14 protein-coding genes, 2 pseudogenes and 2 riboswitches are annotated in these 16600 nt (G+C 76.2%); of the genes and pseudogenes, 13 read left to right on the forward strand and 3 right to left on the reverse strand.

Annotated elements, in window-relative coordinates:
- The first annotated feature begins 39 nt into the window (after positions 1-39).
- Together ABZ836_RS20660 and ABZ836_RS20665 are read left to right on the forward strand one after the other, a co-directional pair.
- On the forward strand, positions 40-582 hold the full coding sequence (locus tag ABZ836_RS20660; protein ID WP_361144158.1) for a YcxB family protein: 543 nt from the start codon (positions 40-42) through the stop codon (positions 580-582).
- A gap of 265 nt (positions 583-847) precedes the next feature.
- Positions 848-1615 (forward strand): alpha/beta hydrolase, encoded by a 768-nt coding sequence (locus tag ABZ836_RS20665; protein WP_361144161.1) that lies wholly within the window; start codon positions 848-850, stop codon positions 1613-1615.
- A gap of 66 nt (positions 1616-1681) precedes the next feature.
- Here ABZ836_RS20665 and ABZ836_RS20670 read toward each other — a convergent pair whose 3' ends face one another.
- Entirely contained in the window at positions 1682-2605 is a 924-nt protein-coding gene (locus ABZ836_RS20670) for a LysR family transcriptional regulator (RefSeq protein ID WP_356133270.1), read from the reverse strand.
- A gap of 98 nt (positions 2606-2703) precedes the next feature.
- On the opposite strand from ABZ836_RS20670, the pseudogene ABZ836_RS20675 reads away from it, so the two are divergent.
- A pseudogene (locus ABZ836_RS20675) lies at positions 2704-3914 on the forward strand (MFS transporter).
- A gap of 74 nt (positions 3915-3988) precedes the next feature.
- On the opposite strand, the gene ABZ836_RS20680 reads toward ABZ836_RS20675, so the two are convergent.
- The gene (locus tag ABZ836_RS20680; RefSeq protein ID WP_361144164.1) at positions 3989-4357 is read right to left on the reverse strand and encodes an FAD-dependent oxidoreductase; all 369 of its coding nucleotides are present in this window, start codon (positions 4355-4357) and stop codon (positions 3989-3991) included.
- Positions 4358-4625: 268 nt separating this feature from the next.
- Positions 4626-4831, forward strand: a riboswitch (cobalamin riboswitch).
- A gap of 63 nt (positions 4832-4894) precedes the next feature.
- Here ABZ836_RS20680 and ABZ836_RS20685 point away from each other — a divergent pair.
- From ABZ836_RS20685 to ABZ836_RS20700, 4 genes are read left to right on the forward strand one after another with little or no spacing between them, the layout of a single operon-like run.
- A complete protein-coding gene (locus tag ABZ836_RS20685) occupies positions 4895-5773 on the forward strand; it encodes a precorrin-3B synthase (RefSeq protein WP_361144167.1) in 879 nt (292 codons plus the stop codon).
- Positions 5770-6453 (forward strand): precorrin-8X methylmutase, encoded by a 684-nt coding sequence (locus ABZ836_RS20690; protein ID WP_356133278.1) that lies wholly within the window; start codon positions 5770-5772, stop codon positions 6451-6453. The genes ABZ836_RS20685 and ABZ836_RS20690 overlap by 4 nt, the downstream gene beginning before the upstream one ends.
- Complete coding sequence (locus ABZ836_RS20695; protein WP_361144170.1) at positions 6450-8000, forward strand: precorrin-2 C(20)-methyltransferase; 1551 nt, start codon at positions 6450-6452, stop codon at positions 7998-8000. Before ABZ836_RS20690 ends, ABZ836_RS20695 begins: the two co-directional genes overlap by 4 nt.
- A complete protein-coding gene (locus ABZ836_RS20700; protein ID WP_356133282.1) occupies positions 7997-8764 on the forward strand; it encodes an SAM-dependent methyltransferase in 768 nt (255 codons plus the stop codon). The genes ABZ836_RS20695 and ABZ836_RS20700 overlap by 4 nt, the downstream gene beginning before the upstream one ends.
- Here ABZ836_RS20700 and cbiE read toward each other — a convergent pair.
- Positions 8736-9986, reverse strand: a complete 1251-nt coding sequence (gene cbiE, locus ABZ836_RS20705) for a precorrin-6y C5,15-methyltransferase (decarboxylating) subunit CbiE (protein ID WP_361144173.1) — start codon at positions 9984-9986, stop codon at positions 8736-8738. The genes ABZ836_RS20700 and cbiE overlap by 29 nt on opposite strands.
- Positions 9987-10041: 55 nt before the next feature.
- Positions 10042-10180: riboswitch (cobalamin riboswitch) on the forward strand.
- A 26-nt stretch (positions 10181-10206) separates the two neighbouring features.
- Between cbiE and ABZ836_RS20710 the strand changes: the two genes are divergently transcribed.
- The 6 genes and pseudogenes from ABZ836_RS20710 (at position 10207) to ABZ836_RS20735 (ending at position 16590) form a co-directional block, all read left to right on the forward strand.
- Positions 10207-12372 carry a VWA domain-containing protein gene (locus ABZ836_RS20710; RefSeq protein ID WP_361144175.1) on the forward strand — a complete coding sequence of 722 codons (2166 nt, stop codon included), beginning with the start codon at positions 10207-10209 and terminating at the stop codon, positions 12370-12372.
- Positions 12372-12986, forward strand: coding sequence for a cob(I)yrinic acid a,c-diamide adenosyltransferase (gene cobO, locus ABZ836_RS20715; RefSeq protein ID WP_361144178.1), 615 nt, complete (start codon positions 12372-12374; stop codon positions 12984-12986). Before ABZ836_RS20710 ends, cobO begins: the two co-directional genes overlap by 1 nt.
- Before the next feature lie 53 nt (positions 12987-13039).
- A pseudogene (locus ABZ836_RS20720) lies at positions 13040-14332 on the forward strand (cobyrinate a,c-diamide synthase); the annotation flags it as partial.
- Positions 14302-14658 carry a hypothetical protein gene (locus tag ABZ836_RS20725; RefSeq protein ID WP_361144283.1) on the forward strand — a complete coding sequence of 119 codons (357 nt, stop codon included), beginning with the start codon at positions 14302-14304 and terminating at the stop codon, positions 14656-14658. The pseudogene ABZ836_RS20720 and the gene ABZ836_RS20725, both read left to right, overlap by 31 nt.
- A complete protein-coding gene (gene cobC, locus ABZ836_RS20730) occupies positions 14645-15640 on the forward strand; it encodes an Rv2231c family pyridoxal phosphate-dependent protein CobC (protein WP_361144286.1) in 996 nt (331 codons plus the stop codon). Before ABZ836_RS20725 ends, cobC begins: the two co-directional genes overlap by 14 nt.
- Positions 15622-16590 (forward strand): cobalamin biosynthesis protein, encoded by a 969-nt coding sequence (locus ABZ836_RS20735; RefSeq protein ID WP_361144181.1) that lies wholly within the window; start codon positions 15622-15624, stop codon positions 16588-16590. The genes cobC and ABZ836_RS20735 overlap by 19 nt, the downstream gene beginning before the upstream one ends.
- Positions 16591-16600: the final 10 nt, after the last annotated feature.

Below are 16600 nucleotides of genomic sequence, written 5' to 3' on the forward strand. Positions count from 1 at the left end.
CACCGGCAACCGCACGAGAGAACAGGCAGCGAACCGCACGTGACCCCCGACAGCAGCCAGCAGGCCCCCGGCCGGCCCCGGAACCGGCGCGCGGAGCGCATGGACCTCCGGCACACCCCGACCGCCCGCGACTTCCGCGAGGCCCACCGCGCCCACGCCCGCGGCACGTCGGCCGGGCGCAGACGGCTCGCCGTCACCCTCGTGCTCACCGTCGCGGTGATGGCCGTGGGCATCCGCGGCGGCTCGGTCACCCTCCTGTCCCTGCTGATGGGCGCCGCCTACCTGTTCTTCGCCCTGGTGGCCCTGCCCCGCGCCCAGGCGGGACGCGCCGCCGCCAAGGCCGCCGCCGACGGCGGGCAGCAGGTCCGTCTCGACGAGGCGGGGGTGCGCCTCACCACCGGTGCCGAACAGCGCAGGTTCGCCTGGACCGAGATCTCCCGCTACCTGGAGACCCCGCGCCTCTTCCTGCTCGTCGGCGCCGACCGTGCCGCCCCCTGCCTGGCCGTGCTGCCCAAGGAGGGCTCCGGGGACCGGCTGCGCGCCCTCCTCGACGCCCGGCTGGACCCCGCCCGGACCGACTGACCGAAACCCCGGCGCGGGCCCGGCCGCCCGTGTGAGGCTTCGGGCATGCGCGCAGGCGATCACACCACACCGACCCGGCGCGGCACTCCGGGCGGTCGCCGACGACGACCGCGCCGCACCACGGAGGGCCGGCGATGACGAACACCGGCCGGCCGTCCGCCGCCCCGGAGCCCTGTGCCGCGTCCCCGCGGCCCTCCGGCGCGGTCGCGGTGCGGAGGCCCACCGGGACGACGCCCTGCGCGAACCGACCGGGAAGGAGCCCGACATGCCGTTCTTCAAGACCTCCGACGACATCGAGATCCACTACCAGCTCTGGGAGGCGGAGTCCGACCGGCCGCTGATCCTCCTGCACCACGGCTTCATCGCCGACGCCGACGTCAACTGGGTCGCCCCCGGCATCGTGCGGATGCTCACCGAGACCGGCCGCCGGGTCCTTGCCCTCGACGCCCGCGGCCACGGCCGCAGCGGCAAGCCGCACGACCCCGAACGCTACGGCGAAAGCCGCATGTCGGAGGACCTGCGCGAGCTGATGGACCTCCTGGACGAGGACGCCTACGACCTCGCCGGCTACTCCATGGGCGCCGTCGTCAGCCTGCTCACCGCCGCCCGGGACACCCGGATCCGCCGCCTGGCGATCGGCGGAGTCGGAGCCGCGGTCGTCGAGCTCGGGGGAGTGGACAGCAGGGTCGTCGGCGGGCCCGCCCTGGTGGAGGCACTGACCACCGAGGACCCCTCGACCGTGGCCGACCCCACCGCGGCCGGCTTCCGGGCCTTCGTCGACGCCCTGGGCGCCGACCGCCTCGCCCTCGCCGCCCACGCGCGGGCCATCCACCAGGAACCCATCGCCCTCGCCGGGATCACCGCCCCCACCCTCGTCATCGCGGGCGAGGACGACCCGCTCGCCGCCCGGCCCGAGGTTCTCGCCGACGCCCTTCCCGACGCCACCCTCAGGACCGTGCCGGGCGACCACTCCACCGCCGTCGGCGCGCCCGCCTTCGTGGCGGAGCTGGCCTCGTTCCTCAACACACCCTGACCCGCGGCCGGGAACGTGCCGCGGTCCGGTCCGGGCCCGCCCCGCCGCGGGCCCCCACCGGAGGACTCACGGGGAGGAAACCCGTGTGACGCTCTCCACCGCCCGTGCGAAGGCGAGGGCGGTCGGGGGGAAGTGGGAGCGGTGCCAGATCAACCCCAGCTCGGAGGGGGGCAGTCCGTCGACCGGGACGAAGGTGATGGCGTTGCGCCGCCCGTGGTAGTCGGCCGTGGACCGGCACAGCAGCATCGCGCCCCGGTCGGCCGCCGTCAGACTCAGCCCTTCCTGAAGGGTGTTGACCAGCGGACCCGCCGGGATCGGCCGCAGCTCCGGAGTGCGGTCCGGGGTCTGCGCCTGGCGCCAGTACGCGGGCGCGGGGCCGGGCGTCCCGCCCGTGCCCACGCCGATGAGCCGGCAGTCGGCCAGCTCCTCCGCCGACACCGAGTTCCGGGCCGCGAGCGGGTGCCGGACGGAGACGGCGAGGGTCTGCGGCTGCCGGGAGAAGACCGGTCCGAGCACCAGGTCCCCCTCCTCCACCGGCAGGAGCACCACCGCGCAGTCCACCTCCTGGCGGCGCACCGGCCCGAACGGGTCGGACAGCGGGATCTCCGTCAGCTCCAGGACGCAGCCCGGGCACTCCTCCTCGAACAGGGCCATCGCCTGGGCGAGGTAGTCGTCGACGGTGCCCTGGAAACCGATCCGCAGCACCCCGCCCGCCTGCGCCCGGGCGGCGGCCCGCGCCTCGTCCAGGGTGGCGCGCAGCCCGTCGTACGCCGGCCGCAGACTGCCGACGAAGGACTCCCCGAGCGGGGTCAGCCGTACCCGGCGGCTGGTGCGCTCGACCAACGGGGCGCCGATCCGTCCCTCCAAGGCACGCAGCAGCTGGCTCACCCTGCTCTGGGAGACGTACAGTCGCTCGCCCGCCCGGCCGAAGTGCAGTTCCTCGGCGAGGACGAGGAACGCCTCCAGCTCGCGGATCTCGATACCGCTCACGGAATCCCGGCCCCCTCAACCCGATCGAGTAATCCCACTCATAGAAGGATGAGGGATTGGCCGTTGTTCCCGGACGGCCCCGAGGGTTGGCTGGTTGCATGGCACAGACAGAGGAAGTCACAGGCAAGGCACCAAGAGAGGGGCAGGCGGGACGACGCGGCGGTTGGCCCGCGGTCGCCGCCGTCGCCGGGGCGACGTTCACGGTGGTCACCTCCGAGATGCTGCCGGTGGGGCTGCTCACCCCCATCGGCGACGCGCTCCGAGTGAGCGAGGGGACCGCCGGGCTCACCCTCACCGTCACGGGTCTCGTCGGCGCGCTCTCCGCGCCGCTGCTGACACCGTTGCTCGGCCGGTTGGACCGTCGGGTGCTGCTGTGCTCCATGATGGCGCTGCTCGCGCTGGGCAACCTGCTCGCGGCGTGGGCCCCCAACTTCGGGGTGATGATGATCGCCCGCGTCCTGGTCGGCATCGGCATGGGCGTGGTCTGGGCGGTCGCCGCCGGTCTCGCCGTGCGGCTCGTGTCCGGGACCTCCATCGGCCCGGCCACCTCACTCATCTTCAGCGGGATCGCGGTGGCCTCGGTACTGGGCGTCCCCGCCGGTACGTACATCGGCGAACTGGCGGACTGGGAAACGGCGTTCGTCGTCATCGCCGTCCTCGCCGTGGTGGTCCTGATCGCGCTCGCGGCCCTGCTGCCGCCACTCCCGGCCGAGCAGGACATCCGGCTCGGCGGTGTGCTGAAGCTGGTCGGCAACCCGCGGGTGGCGACCGGGCTCGCCGTGGTGGCGTTCCTGGTCACCGGCCACTTCGCCGCCTACACGTACGTACGGCCCGCGCTGGAGGAGATCTCCGGGGTCAGCCCCACGATGATCGGCACCCTGCTCCTCGTCTACGGCGTCGCCGGCGTCCTGGGGAACTTCGCGGCAGGCGCCGGCGCGGGCCGCTCCCCGCGCGGCACGGTCCTGCTGATCGCCCTCGTCCTGGCGGCCACCGTGGGGTTGCTGCCGCTGCTCGGCGGTTCGCTGCTGACGGCCGGTGTGCTGCTCGCGGTGTGGGGCATCTCGTACGGCGGCGTGTCGGTGAGCACCCAGACCTGGCTGCCGGCGGCCGCGCCACAGGCCCGCGAGGCGGCGTCCTCTCTCTTCGTGGGGGTCTTCAACGGGGCGATCGCGCTGGGCGCCCTGGTCGGCGGACTCACCGCGGACGGTGCGGGATCGAGGCCGTGATGTGGCTGGGCGGCGGCCTGGCACTCGCCGCCCTGCTGGTGGTCGCCCTGGGCCGGGCCCCGGAGAGCGGCCGACTCGGCTAGACCGCCGGCCGACCGCCACGCTCGTGCCTCCCGGGCCGCCCCTTCCAACCCGGGAGGCGACTCCCCGGACCGCGTCACCCCTGTACGCGGCCCGGGGCCTCCACCACCGACGTCAGGAAGTCCCGGATCAACGCCGCCCAGGTGGCGCGGCGGTACTCGATGTCGATGCCGTGCTCGTCCGCGAGGGCCAGGATGTCGTCCACGGCCTGGGCGGACGCCTCACCGATCCGGCGGGCCTCCTCGGGGCCGCCGAGGGCCAGCAGACTGCTGAACCGCGCCCACATCGGCATCAGGTAGTCCGCGTCGGCTCCGCTGGCCCCGCCACCGCGGATGTCGGCCCCGAGGAGCACGATGTCGGTGCCGGGCGCCCGGCGCAGGATCTCCAGGGCGGTCCACAGGCCGGTGAACCCGCCGGGGTCCGTGGATGTGGGCCGCCTCCTCACCGGCGCAGCGCGGATCCTGGCAGTCGACCATCGAGGACCTGCACCGGGCCGGGATCGAACCCCTGCGGCAGATCAGCGCGGCCGAGGCCCGCTCGGCGGGCCCGCGCCCCGTGACGAGGACCGACGGGAGCGGCCGGGGCCGGCGGCGGCGCCGGTGCCGTGGCATCGCCGTGCGGGGCGGTACCGGCGCGGGCTCGTTTCGGCGCCGGGGTCCGCCGGCGCGACGGCGACCCCGGAGCAGGCCCCCGCCCACGGCCCCGGAACGGCACGGTAGGCTCATCGGGCCAGTCGAACTCCACGAGGTGGGGTCAGGGAACCCGGTGCGACTCCGGGACTGACGCGCAGCGGTGAGGGTGACGGTCGGGCACGCGTGGGCGCGGTGAGCGCAGCGCAGCCACTGGAGCGACGCTCCGGGAAGGCGCCCGTACCGGAGGAACCCGAGTCCGAAGACCTGCTGGCGCTGGCGGTGACGGGCCGCCAGGTCGACCGCGGGCCCCGCGAACGGGTCCCTGACCTCGAAGGACTCGTGTGTCCCCGATGGATTCCGCGTTCAGCTCCGCACGCCGCGCGCGCCGCGACCGCTGCCCGGGCGTGCTCCGCCCCTGGCCGGCCGACGACGGCCTCCTGGTCCGTCTCCGCCTCGTCGGCGGCCGCCTCCCCACCGACTCCCTCACCGCCCTCTCGGCCGTCGCGGAACGCCACGGCGACGGCCGCGTCCACGTCACCGGACGCGCCAACCTCCAGATCCGCGCCCTGCCCGGCCACCAGGGCCGCCTCGGCACCGCCGTCCTCGCCGCGATCGAGGACACCGGCCTGCTGCCCTCGCGCACCCACGAACTGGTGAGGAACGTGATGGTCTCGCCCCGCACCGGCGTGACCGGCGGCCGGGCCGACCTGCGGCCGGTGGCCGGGGAACTCGACCGGCTGCTCTGCGCCGACCCGGCCCTCGCCGCGCTGCCCGCCCGCTTCCTCTTCGTCCTGGACGACGGCCGCGGCGACCTGATGACCCGCCCCTGCGACCTCGGCCTGGTGGCCCTCGACGCCGACGGCGCGCAGCTGCGCGTCGGCGACGCCTGGGGGCCGGTCGTCCCGCTCGGCGGGGCGGCCGCCGCCCTCACCCGCCTCGCCCGGGACTTCGTGGACGCCCGGGGGATCGGCCCCACGGCGCCCTGGCACGTCGTCGAACTGGACGTCCCCCTGAGCGAGTCCGTGCCTCCGGACCGGGGCCTGCCGAGCCCCGGGCCACCGCTGCCGCCGGGCCCGCTCCCCGAGGGCGGCCGGCACGTCCCCGTCACCGACGCGGGCATGTCCCCGCAGCTCGTCGCCGAACTGGTCGACGAGGCCCGCGCCGCCGGCGCGGGCGAACTCACCGTCACCCCCTGGCGCGGAGTGATCGTCCCGGGAGCCGCCGCATGACCACCACCACGGGGGCCCCGACGCCCCGCCGACCCGACCGCCACTACGACTACATCGCCGACGGACCGGCCATCTACGTCGACTCCTTCGCCACCATCCGCCGCGAGGCCCGCCTGGACCACATCCCCGCCGAGGCCGAACGCCTCGCCGTCCGCATGATCCACGGCGCCGGACAGGTCGACCTGGCCGACGACCTGGTGATCCACCCCGGCCTGGTCGGCGCCGCCCGCGCCGCCCTGCGGGCGGGCGCCCCGATCCTCTGCGACGTCACCATGGTCGCCACCGGAGTCACCCGCGGCCGGCTCCCCGCCGACAACGATGTCGTCTGCCTCCTCGGCGACGAACGCGTACCCGGCCTCGCCCGCCGCTGGCGCACCACCCGCACCGCCGCGGCGGTCTCCCTGTGGGAGCCGCTGATGGAGGGCGCGGTCGTCGCCGTCGGCAACGCGCCCACCGCCCTGTTCCACCTGCTGGAGATGCTGATCGACGGAGCACCCCGGCCCGCGGCGATCGTCGGCTGCCCGGTCGGCTTCATCGGCGCCGCCGAGTCCAAGCAGGCCCTCACCGAACTCGCCGACCGGCACGGCATCGACATCCCGTACGTCACCGTCCACGGCCGCCGCGGCGGATCCGCCATGACGTCGTCTGCCCTCAACGCACTCGCCAAGGAGGAGGAGTGACCGGACGTTTCCACGGTGTCGGCGTCGGCCCCGGAGACCCCGAACTGATCACGCTCAAGGCGGCCCGGCTGATCGGCTCCGCCGACGTCGTCGCCTACCACGCCGGCGTCCGCAAGGAGTCCAACGCCCGGCGGATCGCGGCCTCGCTCATACCCCCCACAGCCGTCGAGGAGAGGCTGGTCTACCCGGTCACCACCGGCGTCACCGACCACCCCGGCGGCTACGCGGGCGCCCTGGCCGACTTCTACGAGGAGTCCGCCGCCCGTCTCGCCGCCCACCTCGACGCCGGACGCGACGTGGTGCTCCTCTCCGAGGGCGACCCCCTCTTCTACGGGTCGTACATGTACATGCACGACCGTCTCTCGGAGCGGTACGAGACCGAGATCGTGCCCGGCGTCCCCGCGTTCGCCGCCGCGACCGCGGTCGCCGCGGCGCCCCTGGTCCGGCAGACCGACGTGCTCACCGTCCTCCCCGGCACCCTGCCCGAACCCGAACTCGCCCGCCGCCTCGCCGACACCGACGCCGCCGTGGTGATGAAACTGGGCCGCACCTTCCCCGCCGTCCGCCGCGCCCTGGAGGCGGCCGGACGGCTGGAGCACGCCGTGTACGTGGAGCGCGCCTCGATGGAGGGCGAACGGCGGATGCCCGTCGCCGAGGTCGACCCGGACACCGTGCCGTACTTCTCCCTGATCCTCGTCACCGGCGACAGCCGCAACGGCACCCGCTCACGGCGGCACGGCGACCAGGACACGGCCCCGGCCCGCGCCGAGGACCGGACCCCGGAAGGGGCGGAGGCCCACCCCGCCGTGCCCGCCGCCGAACTCCTGGTCGTCGGACTCGGTCCCGGCCCCGAGGCATGGCTCACCCCCGAGGCCACCGCGGCGCTGGCCGAGGTGGACCACGTCGTCGGCTACGGCCCCTACGTAGACCGCGTGCCGCAGCGCCCCGGACTGACCCGGCACGCCTCCGGCAACACCGTCGAGATCGACCGCGCCCGCCTGGCACTGGAACTGGCGAGGAACGGCGAGCGGGTCGCCGTGGTCTCCGGCGGCGACGCCGGCGTCTTCGGCATGGCCACCGCCGTCCTGGAGGCTGCCGAGGACCCCGCCTACCAGGAGGTCCCGGTGCGCGTGCTGCCCGGCGTCAGCGCCGTCCAGGCCGTCGCCGCCCGGGCCGGGGCGCCGATCGGCGGCGACTTCGCCGTCATGAGCCTCTCCGACCGGCTCAAGCCCTGGGAGGTCGTCGAACGCCGGCTGCGCGCCGTCGCCGAGGCCGACCTGGTCCTGGCCGTCTACAACCCGGCCTCCCGGTCGAGGACCGAGCAGATCGCCACCGCCCGCCGCGTCCTGCTCGAACACCGCAAGCCGGAGACCGTGGTCGTGGTGGGACGCGACGTCGGACGCGCCGGCGAGGAACTGACCGTCACCACGCTCGGCGAACTCGACCCGGCCACCATCGACATGCGGTGCCTGCTCGTCGTCGGCGCCTCCGGCACCCGCGTCTCGGCGACCGGCCGCGTCTGGACCCCGCGGTGGGTGAAGCCATGACCGTCCACTTCGTCGGCGCCGGCCCCGGAGCCGCCGACCTGCTCACCGTCCGCGCCGTGCGCCTGCTCGCCGAGGCCGGCACCGTCCTCTACCCGGGCACCTACCTCGACCCGAAGGTGCTCGACCACTGCGCCCCGGGCGCCCGGCTGGTGGACACCCAGCGGCTCGACCTCGACCGCATCACCGAGCACCTGGTCACCGCCCACCGGGCGGGGGAGCAGGTCGTGCGGCTGACCTCCGGCGACCCCTCGCTCTACTCGGCGCTCGCCGAGCAGACCCGCCGCCTCGACGCGCACGGAGTGCCCTGGGACGTCACCCCCGGCGTGCCCGCCTACGCCGCCGCGGCCGCCGTGGTGGGGCGGGAGCTGACCGTGCCGCTGCTGGCCCAGTCGGTGGTCCTCACCCGCACCCGGGCCCGGTCCACGCCGATGCCCGGTGCCGAGTCGCTCGCCGCGTTCGCCGCCACCCGCGCCACCCTGGTGCTCCACCTCGCCATCACCCGGATCCGCGACCTGATGGCGGAGATCGAGCCCGAGTACGGCCCCGACTGCCCGGTCGTCGTCGTCCACCGGGCGAGCCAGCCGCAGGAGTCGGTGCTCCGCGGCACCGTGGCCGACATCGCCGACGCCGTCGAGGAGGCCGGACTGCGGCAGGCCGCGGTCATCCTGGTGGGCCGGGCACTCGACCCGGCCCCCGGCGGGGAGTCGTTCCTCTACGACCCCGCCCGTCCCCGCCTCAGCCCACCGTCAGGCTCCACTGGGTGACCGTGCGCGACGGCGTCCACCCGGTGAACGAGCCGATCTGCGCCGTCGTCTCCACCGCCAGGCGGGTCAACTCCCCGCCATGGCGGCGGTAGGCGTCCGCCAGCATCACCTCGGTCTCCAGCGTCACCCCGTGCACCACCAGCCGGCCGCCCGGCGGGAGCGCCCCGAGACAGGCCTCCAGGACGCCCGGCCGGGTCGCCCCGCCGCCCACGAACACCGCGTCCGGGGCCGGCAGCCCGTCCAGCGCGCCGGGCGCCCGCCCGGTCACCACCCGCAGCCCCGGCACGCCCAGCCGGCCCGCGTTCCGCGCCACCCGTTCCGCCCGCCCTGCGTCCGCCTCCACCGCCGTGGTGCGGCAGGTCGGGTGCGCCCGCATCCACTCGATCCCCACCGAGCCCGCGCCCGCGCCCACGTCCCACAGGTGCTGCCCCGGCGCGGGCGCCAGCCGGGCCAGCGCCGAGGCCCGCAGATCGCGCTTGGTGAGCTGACCGTCGTTCTCGAACGCGTCGTCCGGCAGCCCCGCCACCAGACCGTAGGCCGGCGGCCCCGCCAACTCCAGTGCCAGCACGTGCAGTTCAGGCACGTCCTGGGGAGGCGACGCCAGCCAGGCGTCCGCCGTGGCCGCCAGCCGGGACTCCGTCGACGCGCCCAGATCACCGAGCACCGTCATCACGGTCGCCCCGTACCCCGCGCCCGCCAGCAGCGCCGCCACCGCGTCCGGCGTCCGCGCGTCCGAGGACAGCACCAGCACCCGGTGGCCGGGCGCCAACTCCCGCAGCAGCAGCCGCGGATCACGGCCCACCAGGGTCACCACCGCGCACCGCTCCGACGGCCAGCCCATCCGGGCCCGCGCCAACGCCACCGAGGAGACCGCGGGTTCGACCCGCACCGCCCCGGCCCCCAGCAGGTCCAGGAGCGTCGTGCCGATCCCCGACACCAGCGGATCGCCGGAGGCCAGTGCCACCACCCGCGCCCCGCCCGCGGACTCCAGCAGGGCCGGCAGCCCCTCCCGCAGCGGCGAGGGCCACGCCTCCCGGCGCTGCCCCGCCACCTCCGGCAGCATCGCCAGGTGCCGCCGCCCGCCCAGCACCACGTCCGCCCCCAGCACAACGCGCCGCAACCGCTCGGGCAGCGAGGCCCATCCGTCGGCGGCCACGCCGACGACGGTGACGCGGGGGGCCGCGATTTCGGGAAGGAGGGGAGGGGGCGTGCCGATCGTCATACCCCTGACGCTATCGTGGTCGATCACAGGCACGAGGTGCCCCTACGGCCCAGCCATCGGAAACGGTGAGGACGGTCCACGGGGAGAATCTGGGAAGCCCGGTGAGAATCCGGCACAGGCCCGCTGCGGTGAACCGAGCCTCGCTCACGAGGACTCGGCAAGTCCGAAGACCGGCCTCGCGCCCGCCCCTTACGGATGGCGAAACGAGCGGGAGCCTCACATGCCATTGGTGCGTACGCACTACCCCTTTTCCGCGATCGTCGGCTGCGACGCCGCCGAACTCGACGACCTCGGCCTCTCCCTGGTGCTGACCGGCATCTCACCGGCCATCGGCGGCGTCCTGGTCCGCGGCGAGAAGGGCACCGCCAAGTCCACCGCGGCCCGCGCGCTGGCCGCCCTGCTGCCGCCCGTCGACGTCCACCCCCAGGACCGGTTCTCCACCGACCCCGCCGACCCGGACGACGACTCCCCGGACGGCCCCTTCGAGCCCGGCACGCCCCTGGAGAGCCGCCCGGTCCGCCTGGTGGAACTCCCCGTCGGCGCCACCGAGGACCGCGTCCTCGGCTCCCTCCACCTCGAACAGGCCCTCTCGCACGGCAAGGTGGCCTACGAACCCGGCCTGCTGGCCCGCGCCCACCGCGGCATCCTCTACGCCGACGAGGTCAACCTCCTGCCCGACCACCTGGTCGACCTGCTCCTCGACGCCGCCGCCACCGGCCGTGTCACCGTCGAACGCGACGGGTTCTCCATGGAGCACGCCGCCCGGTTCCTGCTCATCGGCACCATGAACCCCGAGGAGGGCGAACTCCGCCCCCAGCTCCTCGACCGGTTCGGCCTCACCGTCGAGGTCGCCGCACCCCGCGACCCGGCAGCCCGCGCCGAGGTGGTGCGCCGCCGGATGGCCTACGACGCCGATCCCGCAGCCTTCGCCGCCCGCCACCGGCCGGCGGAGCAGGCCCTGGCCGCCCGTGTCGCCGCCGCCCGCGCACGGCTGTCCCGGGTCACGCTGTCGGACACCGCCCTCGGCAAGATCGCCGAGATATGCGCCGCGTTCGACGTCGACGGGCTCCGCGCCGACATCGTCACCGCCCGCACCGCCGTCGCCCACGCCGCCTGGGCCGGGCGGACCACCGTCACCCGCGCCGACATCCGCCGCGCCGCCCGGCTCGCCCTGCCCCACCGCCGGCGCCGCAACCCCTTCGACGCGCCCGGCCTCGACGAGGACCTGCTCGACCGGATCCTCGGCGACGACGAACTCCCGCCGGACCCGCCCACCCCACCAGGGTCCGGAGGGCCGGACGGGCAGGACGGCCCGGACGACGCCCCCGGCCGGGACGGCCCGCAGGACGACGCCCCCGGTGACGACCCGGAAGCGGAGGAGCCCGGCGGACCCCACCAGGAGGACGCCGCCCGCCCGCCGGGCCGGGACGAGCCGCACACCTCCGCCGGCGCCACGCCCGGCACCGACGGCACGGCCGACCCCTCCGGCGACGCCGCCCCCCTCGACACGCCCGCCGCCCACGACGGGGGGAAGCCCGGCGACACCGGGCCCCAGGCCCACGGCCGGACCAGCACCGTCCAGGCCACCGCCCCCTACCGCCCCCGCCTCCTCACCGTCCGCGGCACCGGCGAGGGCACCGACGGCCGCCGGAGCCGCGCCATCGGCACCCGCGGCCGCCGCGTCGGCACCGCCCGGCCCGGCCGCGACGCCCGCGGGCCCCTCCACCTCGTCGAGACCGTGCGCGCCGCCTCCGCCCGCACCGCGACCGACCGGGCCGGCGGCCGCCTGCGCCTGCGCCCCGAGGACCTGCGCACCGCCGTCAGGGAGGGACGCGAGGCCAACCTGGTCCTGTTCTGCGTCGACGCCTCCGGCTCCATGGCCGCGCGCAGGCGCATGGTCCAGGTCAAGACCGCCGTGCTGTCCCTGCTCCTGGACGCCTACCGCCGCCGCGACAAGGTCGGCCTGATCACCTTCCGCGGCACCGCCGCCGAACTCGCCCTCCCGCCCACCCACTCCGTCGACATCGCCGCCGCCCGCCTCGACGACCTCCCGGCGGGCGGCCGGACCCCGCTCGCCGAGGGCCTGCTCGAGGCCGCCCGCGTCGTCGCCCGCGAACGCCGCCGCGACCCACGGCTGCGGCCCCTGCTGGTCGTGGTCACCGACGGCCGCGCCACCGGGGGCAAGGACGCCGTCGCCCGCTCCCTGCACGCCGCCGACCAGGTCGCCTCCCTCGGCGTCAGCACCGTCGTCGTCGACAGCGAGTCCGGGCCCTTGCGCCTCGGCCTCGCCGCGCACCTGGCCGCCCGCCTGCACGCCGACCACCTGCCCGTCCGCGAGGTCAGCGCCGCCGCGCTGAGCACCGCCGTCCGAGAGAGGGCCGCCTGATGCCCCAGGGACAGCCCGCCGTCGTCCCTGACGACGGCCTCACCACCCGCCAGCGCCGCAACAAGCCCCTCCTCGTCGTCCACACCGGCGACGGCAAGGGCAAGTCGACCGCCGCCTTCGGCCTCGCCCTGCGCGGCTGGAACCAGGGCTGGCGCATCGGCGTCTTCCAGTTCGTCAAGTCCGCCAAGTGGCGCATCGGCGAGCAGACCGTCCTCGAACGCCTCGGCCGGCTCCACGAGGAGACCGGCGAGGGCGGCCCCGTCGACTGGCACAAGATGGGCTCCGGCTGGTCCTGGACCCGCAAGCAGGGCGACGGCGAGGACCACGCCGCGGCCGCCGTCGAAGGCTGGGCCGAGATCAAGCGCCGCCTCGCCGACCAGACCTACGACCTGCTGGTCCTCGACGAGTTCACCTACCCCATCGCCTGGGGCTGGATCGACGTCGAGGACGTCGTCACCGCCCTCCGCGAGCGCCCGGGCCGCCAGCACGTGGTGATCACCGGCCGCCGCGCCGCCCCCGAACTGCTCGAAGCGGCCGACCTCGTCACCGAGATGACCAAGATCAAGCACCCCATGGACGCGGGCCAGAAGGGCCAGCGGGGCATCGAATGGTGACCTCCGACCCCACCGGGCCCCGGGACACGCCGGACGGGCGCCTGCCGCGGATCATGATCGCCGCCCCCATGACCGGACAGGGCAAGACCACCGTCGCCACCGGCCTGATGGCCGCCCTCCGCGACGCCGGGCACACCGTCAGCGGCCACAAGACCGGGCCCGACTACATCGACCCCGGCTACCACGCCCTCGCCACCGGCCGCCCGGGCCGCAATCTCGACCCCCACCTCGTCGGCGAGGAACGGGTGGCGCCGCTCCTCCTCCACGGGGCTCGGGGCGCCGACCTCGCGGTCGTCGAAGGCGTGATGGGCCTGCACGACGGACGCATCGGCGGCGACGGCTTCGCCTCGACCGCCCATGTCGCCGCCCTCACCCGGACCCCCGTCGTCCTGGTCGTCGACATCTCCCGCATGTCCCGCTCGGCCGCCGCGATCGTCGAGGGCATGGCCGCCTACGACCCGTCCGTCGAGGTCGTCGGCGTCATCCTCAACAAGGCCGGCTCGCAGCGCAACGTCGCCGAGATACGCCGGGCGCTGCGCCTGCCCGTGCTCGGCGTCGTCCACCGCGACGAGGACATCGCCGCCCCCTCCCGGCACCTCGGCCTGGTCCCCGCCTCGGAACGCGCCGACTCCGCCGAGGCCGTGCGACGCCTCGGCGAGCGCATCGGCCGCCAGGTCGACCTGGACGCGATCCTCGCCCTCGCCCGGAGCGCGCCGCCGCTCGGTGCCCGCGCCTGGGACCCGGCCGACGAGGTCACCGCCCCGGCCGGGGGCGCCCGCCCCGTCGTCGCCGTCGCGGGCGGCCGCGCGTTCACGTTCCGCTACGCCGAGACCGACGAACTCCTCACCGCGGCGGGCTGCCAGGTCGTGCCCTTCGACCCGCTCACCGACCCCGCCCTGCCTGCCGGGACCCGCGGCCTCTACCTCGGTGGCGGCTTCCCCGAGGTGTACGCCGGGCAACTCGCCGCCAACGCGCCGCTGCTGGCCGAGATCCGCGAGGCCGTCCGGGCCGGTGTGCCGACCGTCGCCGAGTGCGCCGGGCTGCTCTACCTGGCGGAAACGCTGGACGACACCGCCATGGCCGGCGCCGTCCCGGCCCACGCCCGGATGACCGAACGCCTCACCCTGCGCTACCCGCGGGCCCTCTCGCCCGGCGACACCCTCCTCACCCGGGCGGGGGAGCGGGTCACCGGACACGAGTTCCACCGCACCGCCACCGCGCCCGCCGCCTCGGACGCCACCCCCGCCTGGGAGATCGACGGCCTGCCCGAGGGATTCGCCTCACCGTCCCTGCACGCCTCCTACCTGCACGTCCACTGGGCCGGCCACCCCCGCCTCGCGCAGCGGTTCGCCGAAGCGGCGACCGGGACCACGGCGGCGCCCGTCCCGGGGCCGCGGACCGTCGGAGCCGTGCCCGCGACGGCCCCGGTGCCCGTGTCGGCCGCGGTGCCCGTGTCGGCCCCGGTGCCCGTGTCGGCCCCGGTGCCCGCGTCGGCCGCGGTGTCCGCATCGGCCCCGGTGTTCGCATCGGTCCCGGTGCCCGCTTCGGTACCGTCGGCGGGCCCGGCACCGGTCGAGCCCGCGGCACCGGCGGCGCCCGCAGCCCCCGCGGGCGCCCCCGCGACCCCCGTCGCGGACCCGCTGCGGCACCACGGCGACGTGGAGGCCCGTGACGGACTCCTCGACCTCGCCGTCAACGTTTACTCCGGCGAGCGCCCCGACTGGCTCGAGCGCGCCCTGCACGCCGGCATCGCCGAGGCCGCGGCGTACCCCGACCCGGAACCCGCCCGCCGGGCCGTCGCCCGCCGCCACGCGCGCCCGCCGGCCGAGGCGCTGCCCACCGCGGGGGCGGCCGAGGCCTTCACCCTGGTCGCCCGGCTCCGGCCCTGGCGGCGTCCGGTCGTCGTCCACCCGCAGTTCACCGAGCCCCACGCCGCCCTGGAACAGGCCGGACACACCGTCACCACCGTGCTGTGCGGCGAGGCCGACGGCTTCGCCCTCGACCCGGCCGCCGTGCCCGAGGACGCCGACCTGGTGGTCGTCGGCAACCCCACCAACCCGACCGGCGTCCTCCACCCGGCGGCTACCGTGCGGGCCCTGCGCCGCCGCGGCCGGCTGGTCGTCGTCGACGAGGCGTTCATGGACGCCGTTCCCGGCGAGCCGGAATCCCTGGCCGACGACCGCTCGGACGGGCTCCTCGTCATCCGCAGCCTCACCAAGCACTGGTCGATCCCCGGCATCCGCGCCGGCTATGTCGTCGGCGACCCGGCCGTCGTGCGGGAGCTCGCCCGGGCCCAGACCCCGTGGTCGCTGTCCTCCCCGGCCGTCGCCGCCACCGTCGCCTGCACGGCCCCGCAGGCCCTGCCCGAGGCCGACACGCGCGCCCGCCTGCTGACGTCCTGGCGGCAGTACCTCCAGGACGGCCTCGCCGACGCCGGCGTCCCGTTCGTCCCCTCCGCCGCGCCCTTCGTGCTGGCCCGCCCGGGGGAGGGGGTGCACGGTCTGCTCCGCGCCCACGGCGTCGCCGCCCGGCGCGCCGACACCTTCCCCGGACTCGACCCGTCGTGGATCCGCCTGGCCGTCCGCCCGCCGGAGACCAGCCGCCGTTTCCTCGACGCCCTCGCGGAGGTACGGGCATGCGCCCCTCGCGCCTGAACACCCGCGCCGCGGGCCTCCTGCTCGGCCACCTGGCCGACCGGCTCCTCGGCGACCCCCGCCGCCTCCACCCGGTGGCCGGCTTCGGCACCGTCGCCGCCGCGCTGGAGGAGCGGACGCACGCCGACTCCCGTGCCCGCGGGGCCGCCTACACGGCCCTGCTGGTCGGCGGAGCCGCCGCCCTGGGCGTCACCGTGGAGCGGGCCGCCGCCCGCCACCCCGCCGCTCACCTCGCCGTCACCGCCGCCGCCACCTGGGCCGTCCTCGGCGGCCGTACCCTGGAACGCGAGGCCACGGCCGTCCACACCCGCCTCGCCGCACCCGACCTGCCCGCTGCCCGTCTTCGCCTCCGCTCCCTGGTGGGCCGGGACACCACCACCCTGGACGAGGCCCAGATCGCCCGCGCCGTGGTGGAGTCGGTCGCCGAGAACACCTCCGACGCCGTGGTCGCCCCGCTCGTCTGGGGCGCGGCGGCCGGGGTGCCCGGCCTGCTCGCCTACCGGGCGGCCAACACCCTCGACGCCATGGTCGGCCACCGCACCCCGCGTCACGAGCGCTTCGGCTGGGCCTCCGCCCGCCTCGACGACCTGCTCAACCTCCCCGGCTCCCGCCTCGCCGGCGTCCTCACCGCCGTCACCTCCCCGGCCGGTCCAGCGGCGCCGCTGCGCGCCTGGCGCCGGGACGCCGCCGCGCACCCCAGCCCGAACGCGGGCGTCGTGGAAGCGTCGTTCGCCGGCGCCCTCGGCATCCGCCTCGGCGGCACCAACCGGTACGGCGCCCGCACCGAGCAGCGTGCCGTGATGGGCGACGGACCGCCCCCCGCCCCCGCCGACATCCCCCGTGCCACCGCCCTGGCCCGCCGCGTCTGCCTGGCCGCCGCGATCACCGCCGCCGCGGGCGCCGCGGGTGCCTCGGCCTTGCGCCGCAGGTCCGGGGCGCGCGGCTGTTAGGGTCCGGGCA

Origin of the sequence: Streptomyces sp. NPDC047130 (assembly GCF_040643475.1) — a bacterium.
Classification (GTDB): domain Bacteria; phylum Actinomycetota; class Actinomycetes; order Streptomycetales; family Streptomycetaceae; genus Streptomyces.

What these genes read in the sequence shown, in the direction of transcription:
- ABZ836_RS20690 (WP_356133278.1), top strand. Translation starts at nt 5,770, where the DNA reads ATGACCACCACCACGGGGGCCCCGACGCCCCGCCGACCCGACCGCCAC.
- ABZ836_RS20700 (WP_356133282.1), top strand. Translation starts at nt 7,997, where the DNA reads ATGACCGTCCACTTCGTCGGCGCCGGCCCCGGAGCCGCCGACCTGCTC.
- ABZ836_RS20685 (WP_361144167.1), top strand. Translation starts at nt 4,895, where the DNA reads ATGGATTCCGCGTTCAGCTCCGCACGCCGCGCGCGCCGCGACCGCTGC.
- cbiE (WP_361144173.1), bottom strand. Translation starts at nt 9,986, where the DNA reads ATGACGATCGGCACGCCCCCTCCCCTCCTTCCCGAAATCGCGGCCCCC.
- cobO (WP_361144178.1), top strand. Translation starts at nt 12,372, where the DNA reads ATGCCCCAGGGACAGCCCGCCGTCGTCCCTGACGACGGCCTCACCACC.
- ABZ836_RS20710 (WP_361144175.1), top strand. Translation starts at nt 10,207, where the DNA reads ATGCCATTGGTGCGTACGCACTACCCCTTTTCCGCGATCGTCGGCTGC.
- ABZ836_RS20665 (WP_361144161.1), top strand. Translation starts at nt 848, where the DNA reads ATGCCGTTCTTCAAGACCTCCGACGACATCGAGATCCACTACCAGCTC.
- ABZ836_RS20735 (WP_361144181.1), top strand. Translation starts at nt 15,622, where the DNA reads ATGCGCCCCTCGCGCCTGAACACCCGCGCCGCGGGCCTCCTGCTCGGC.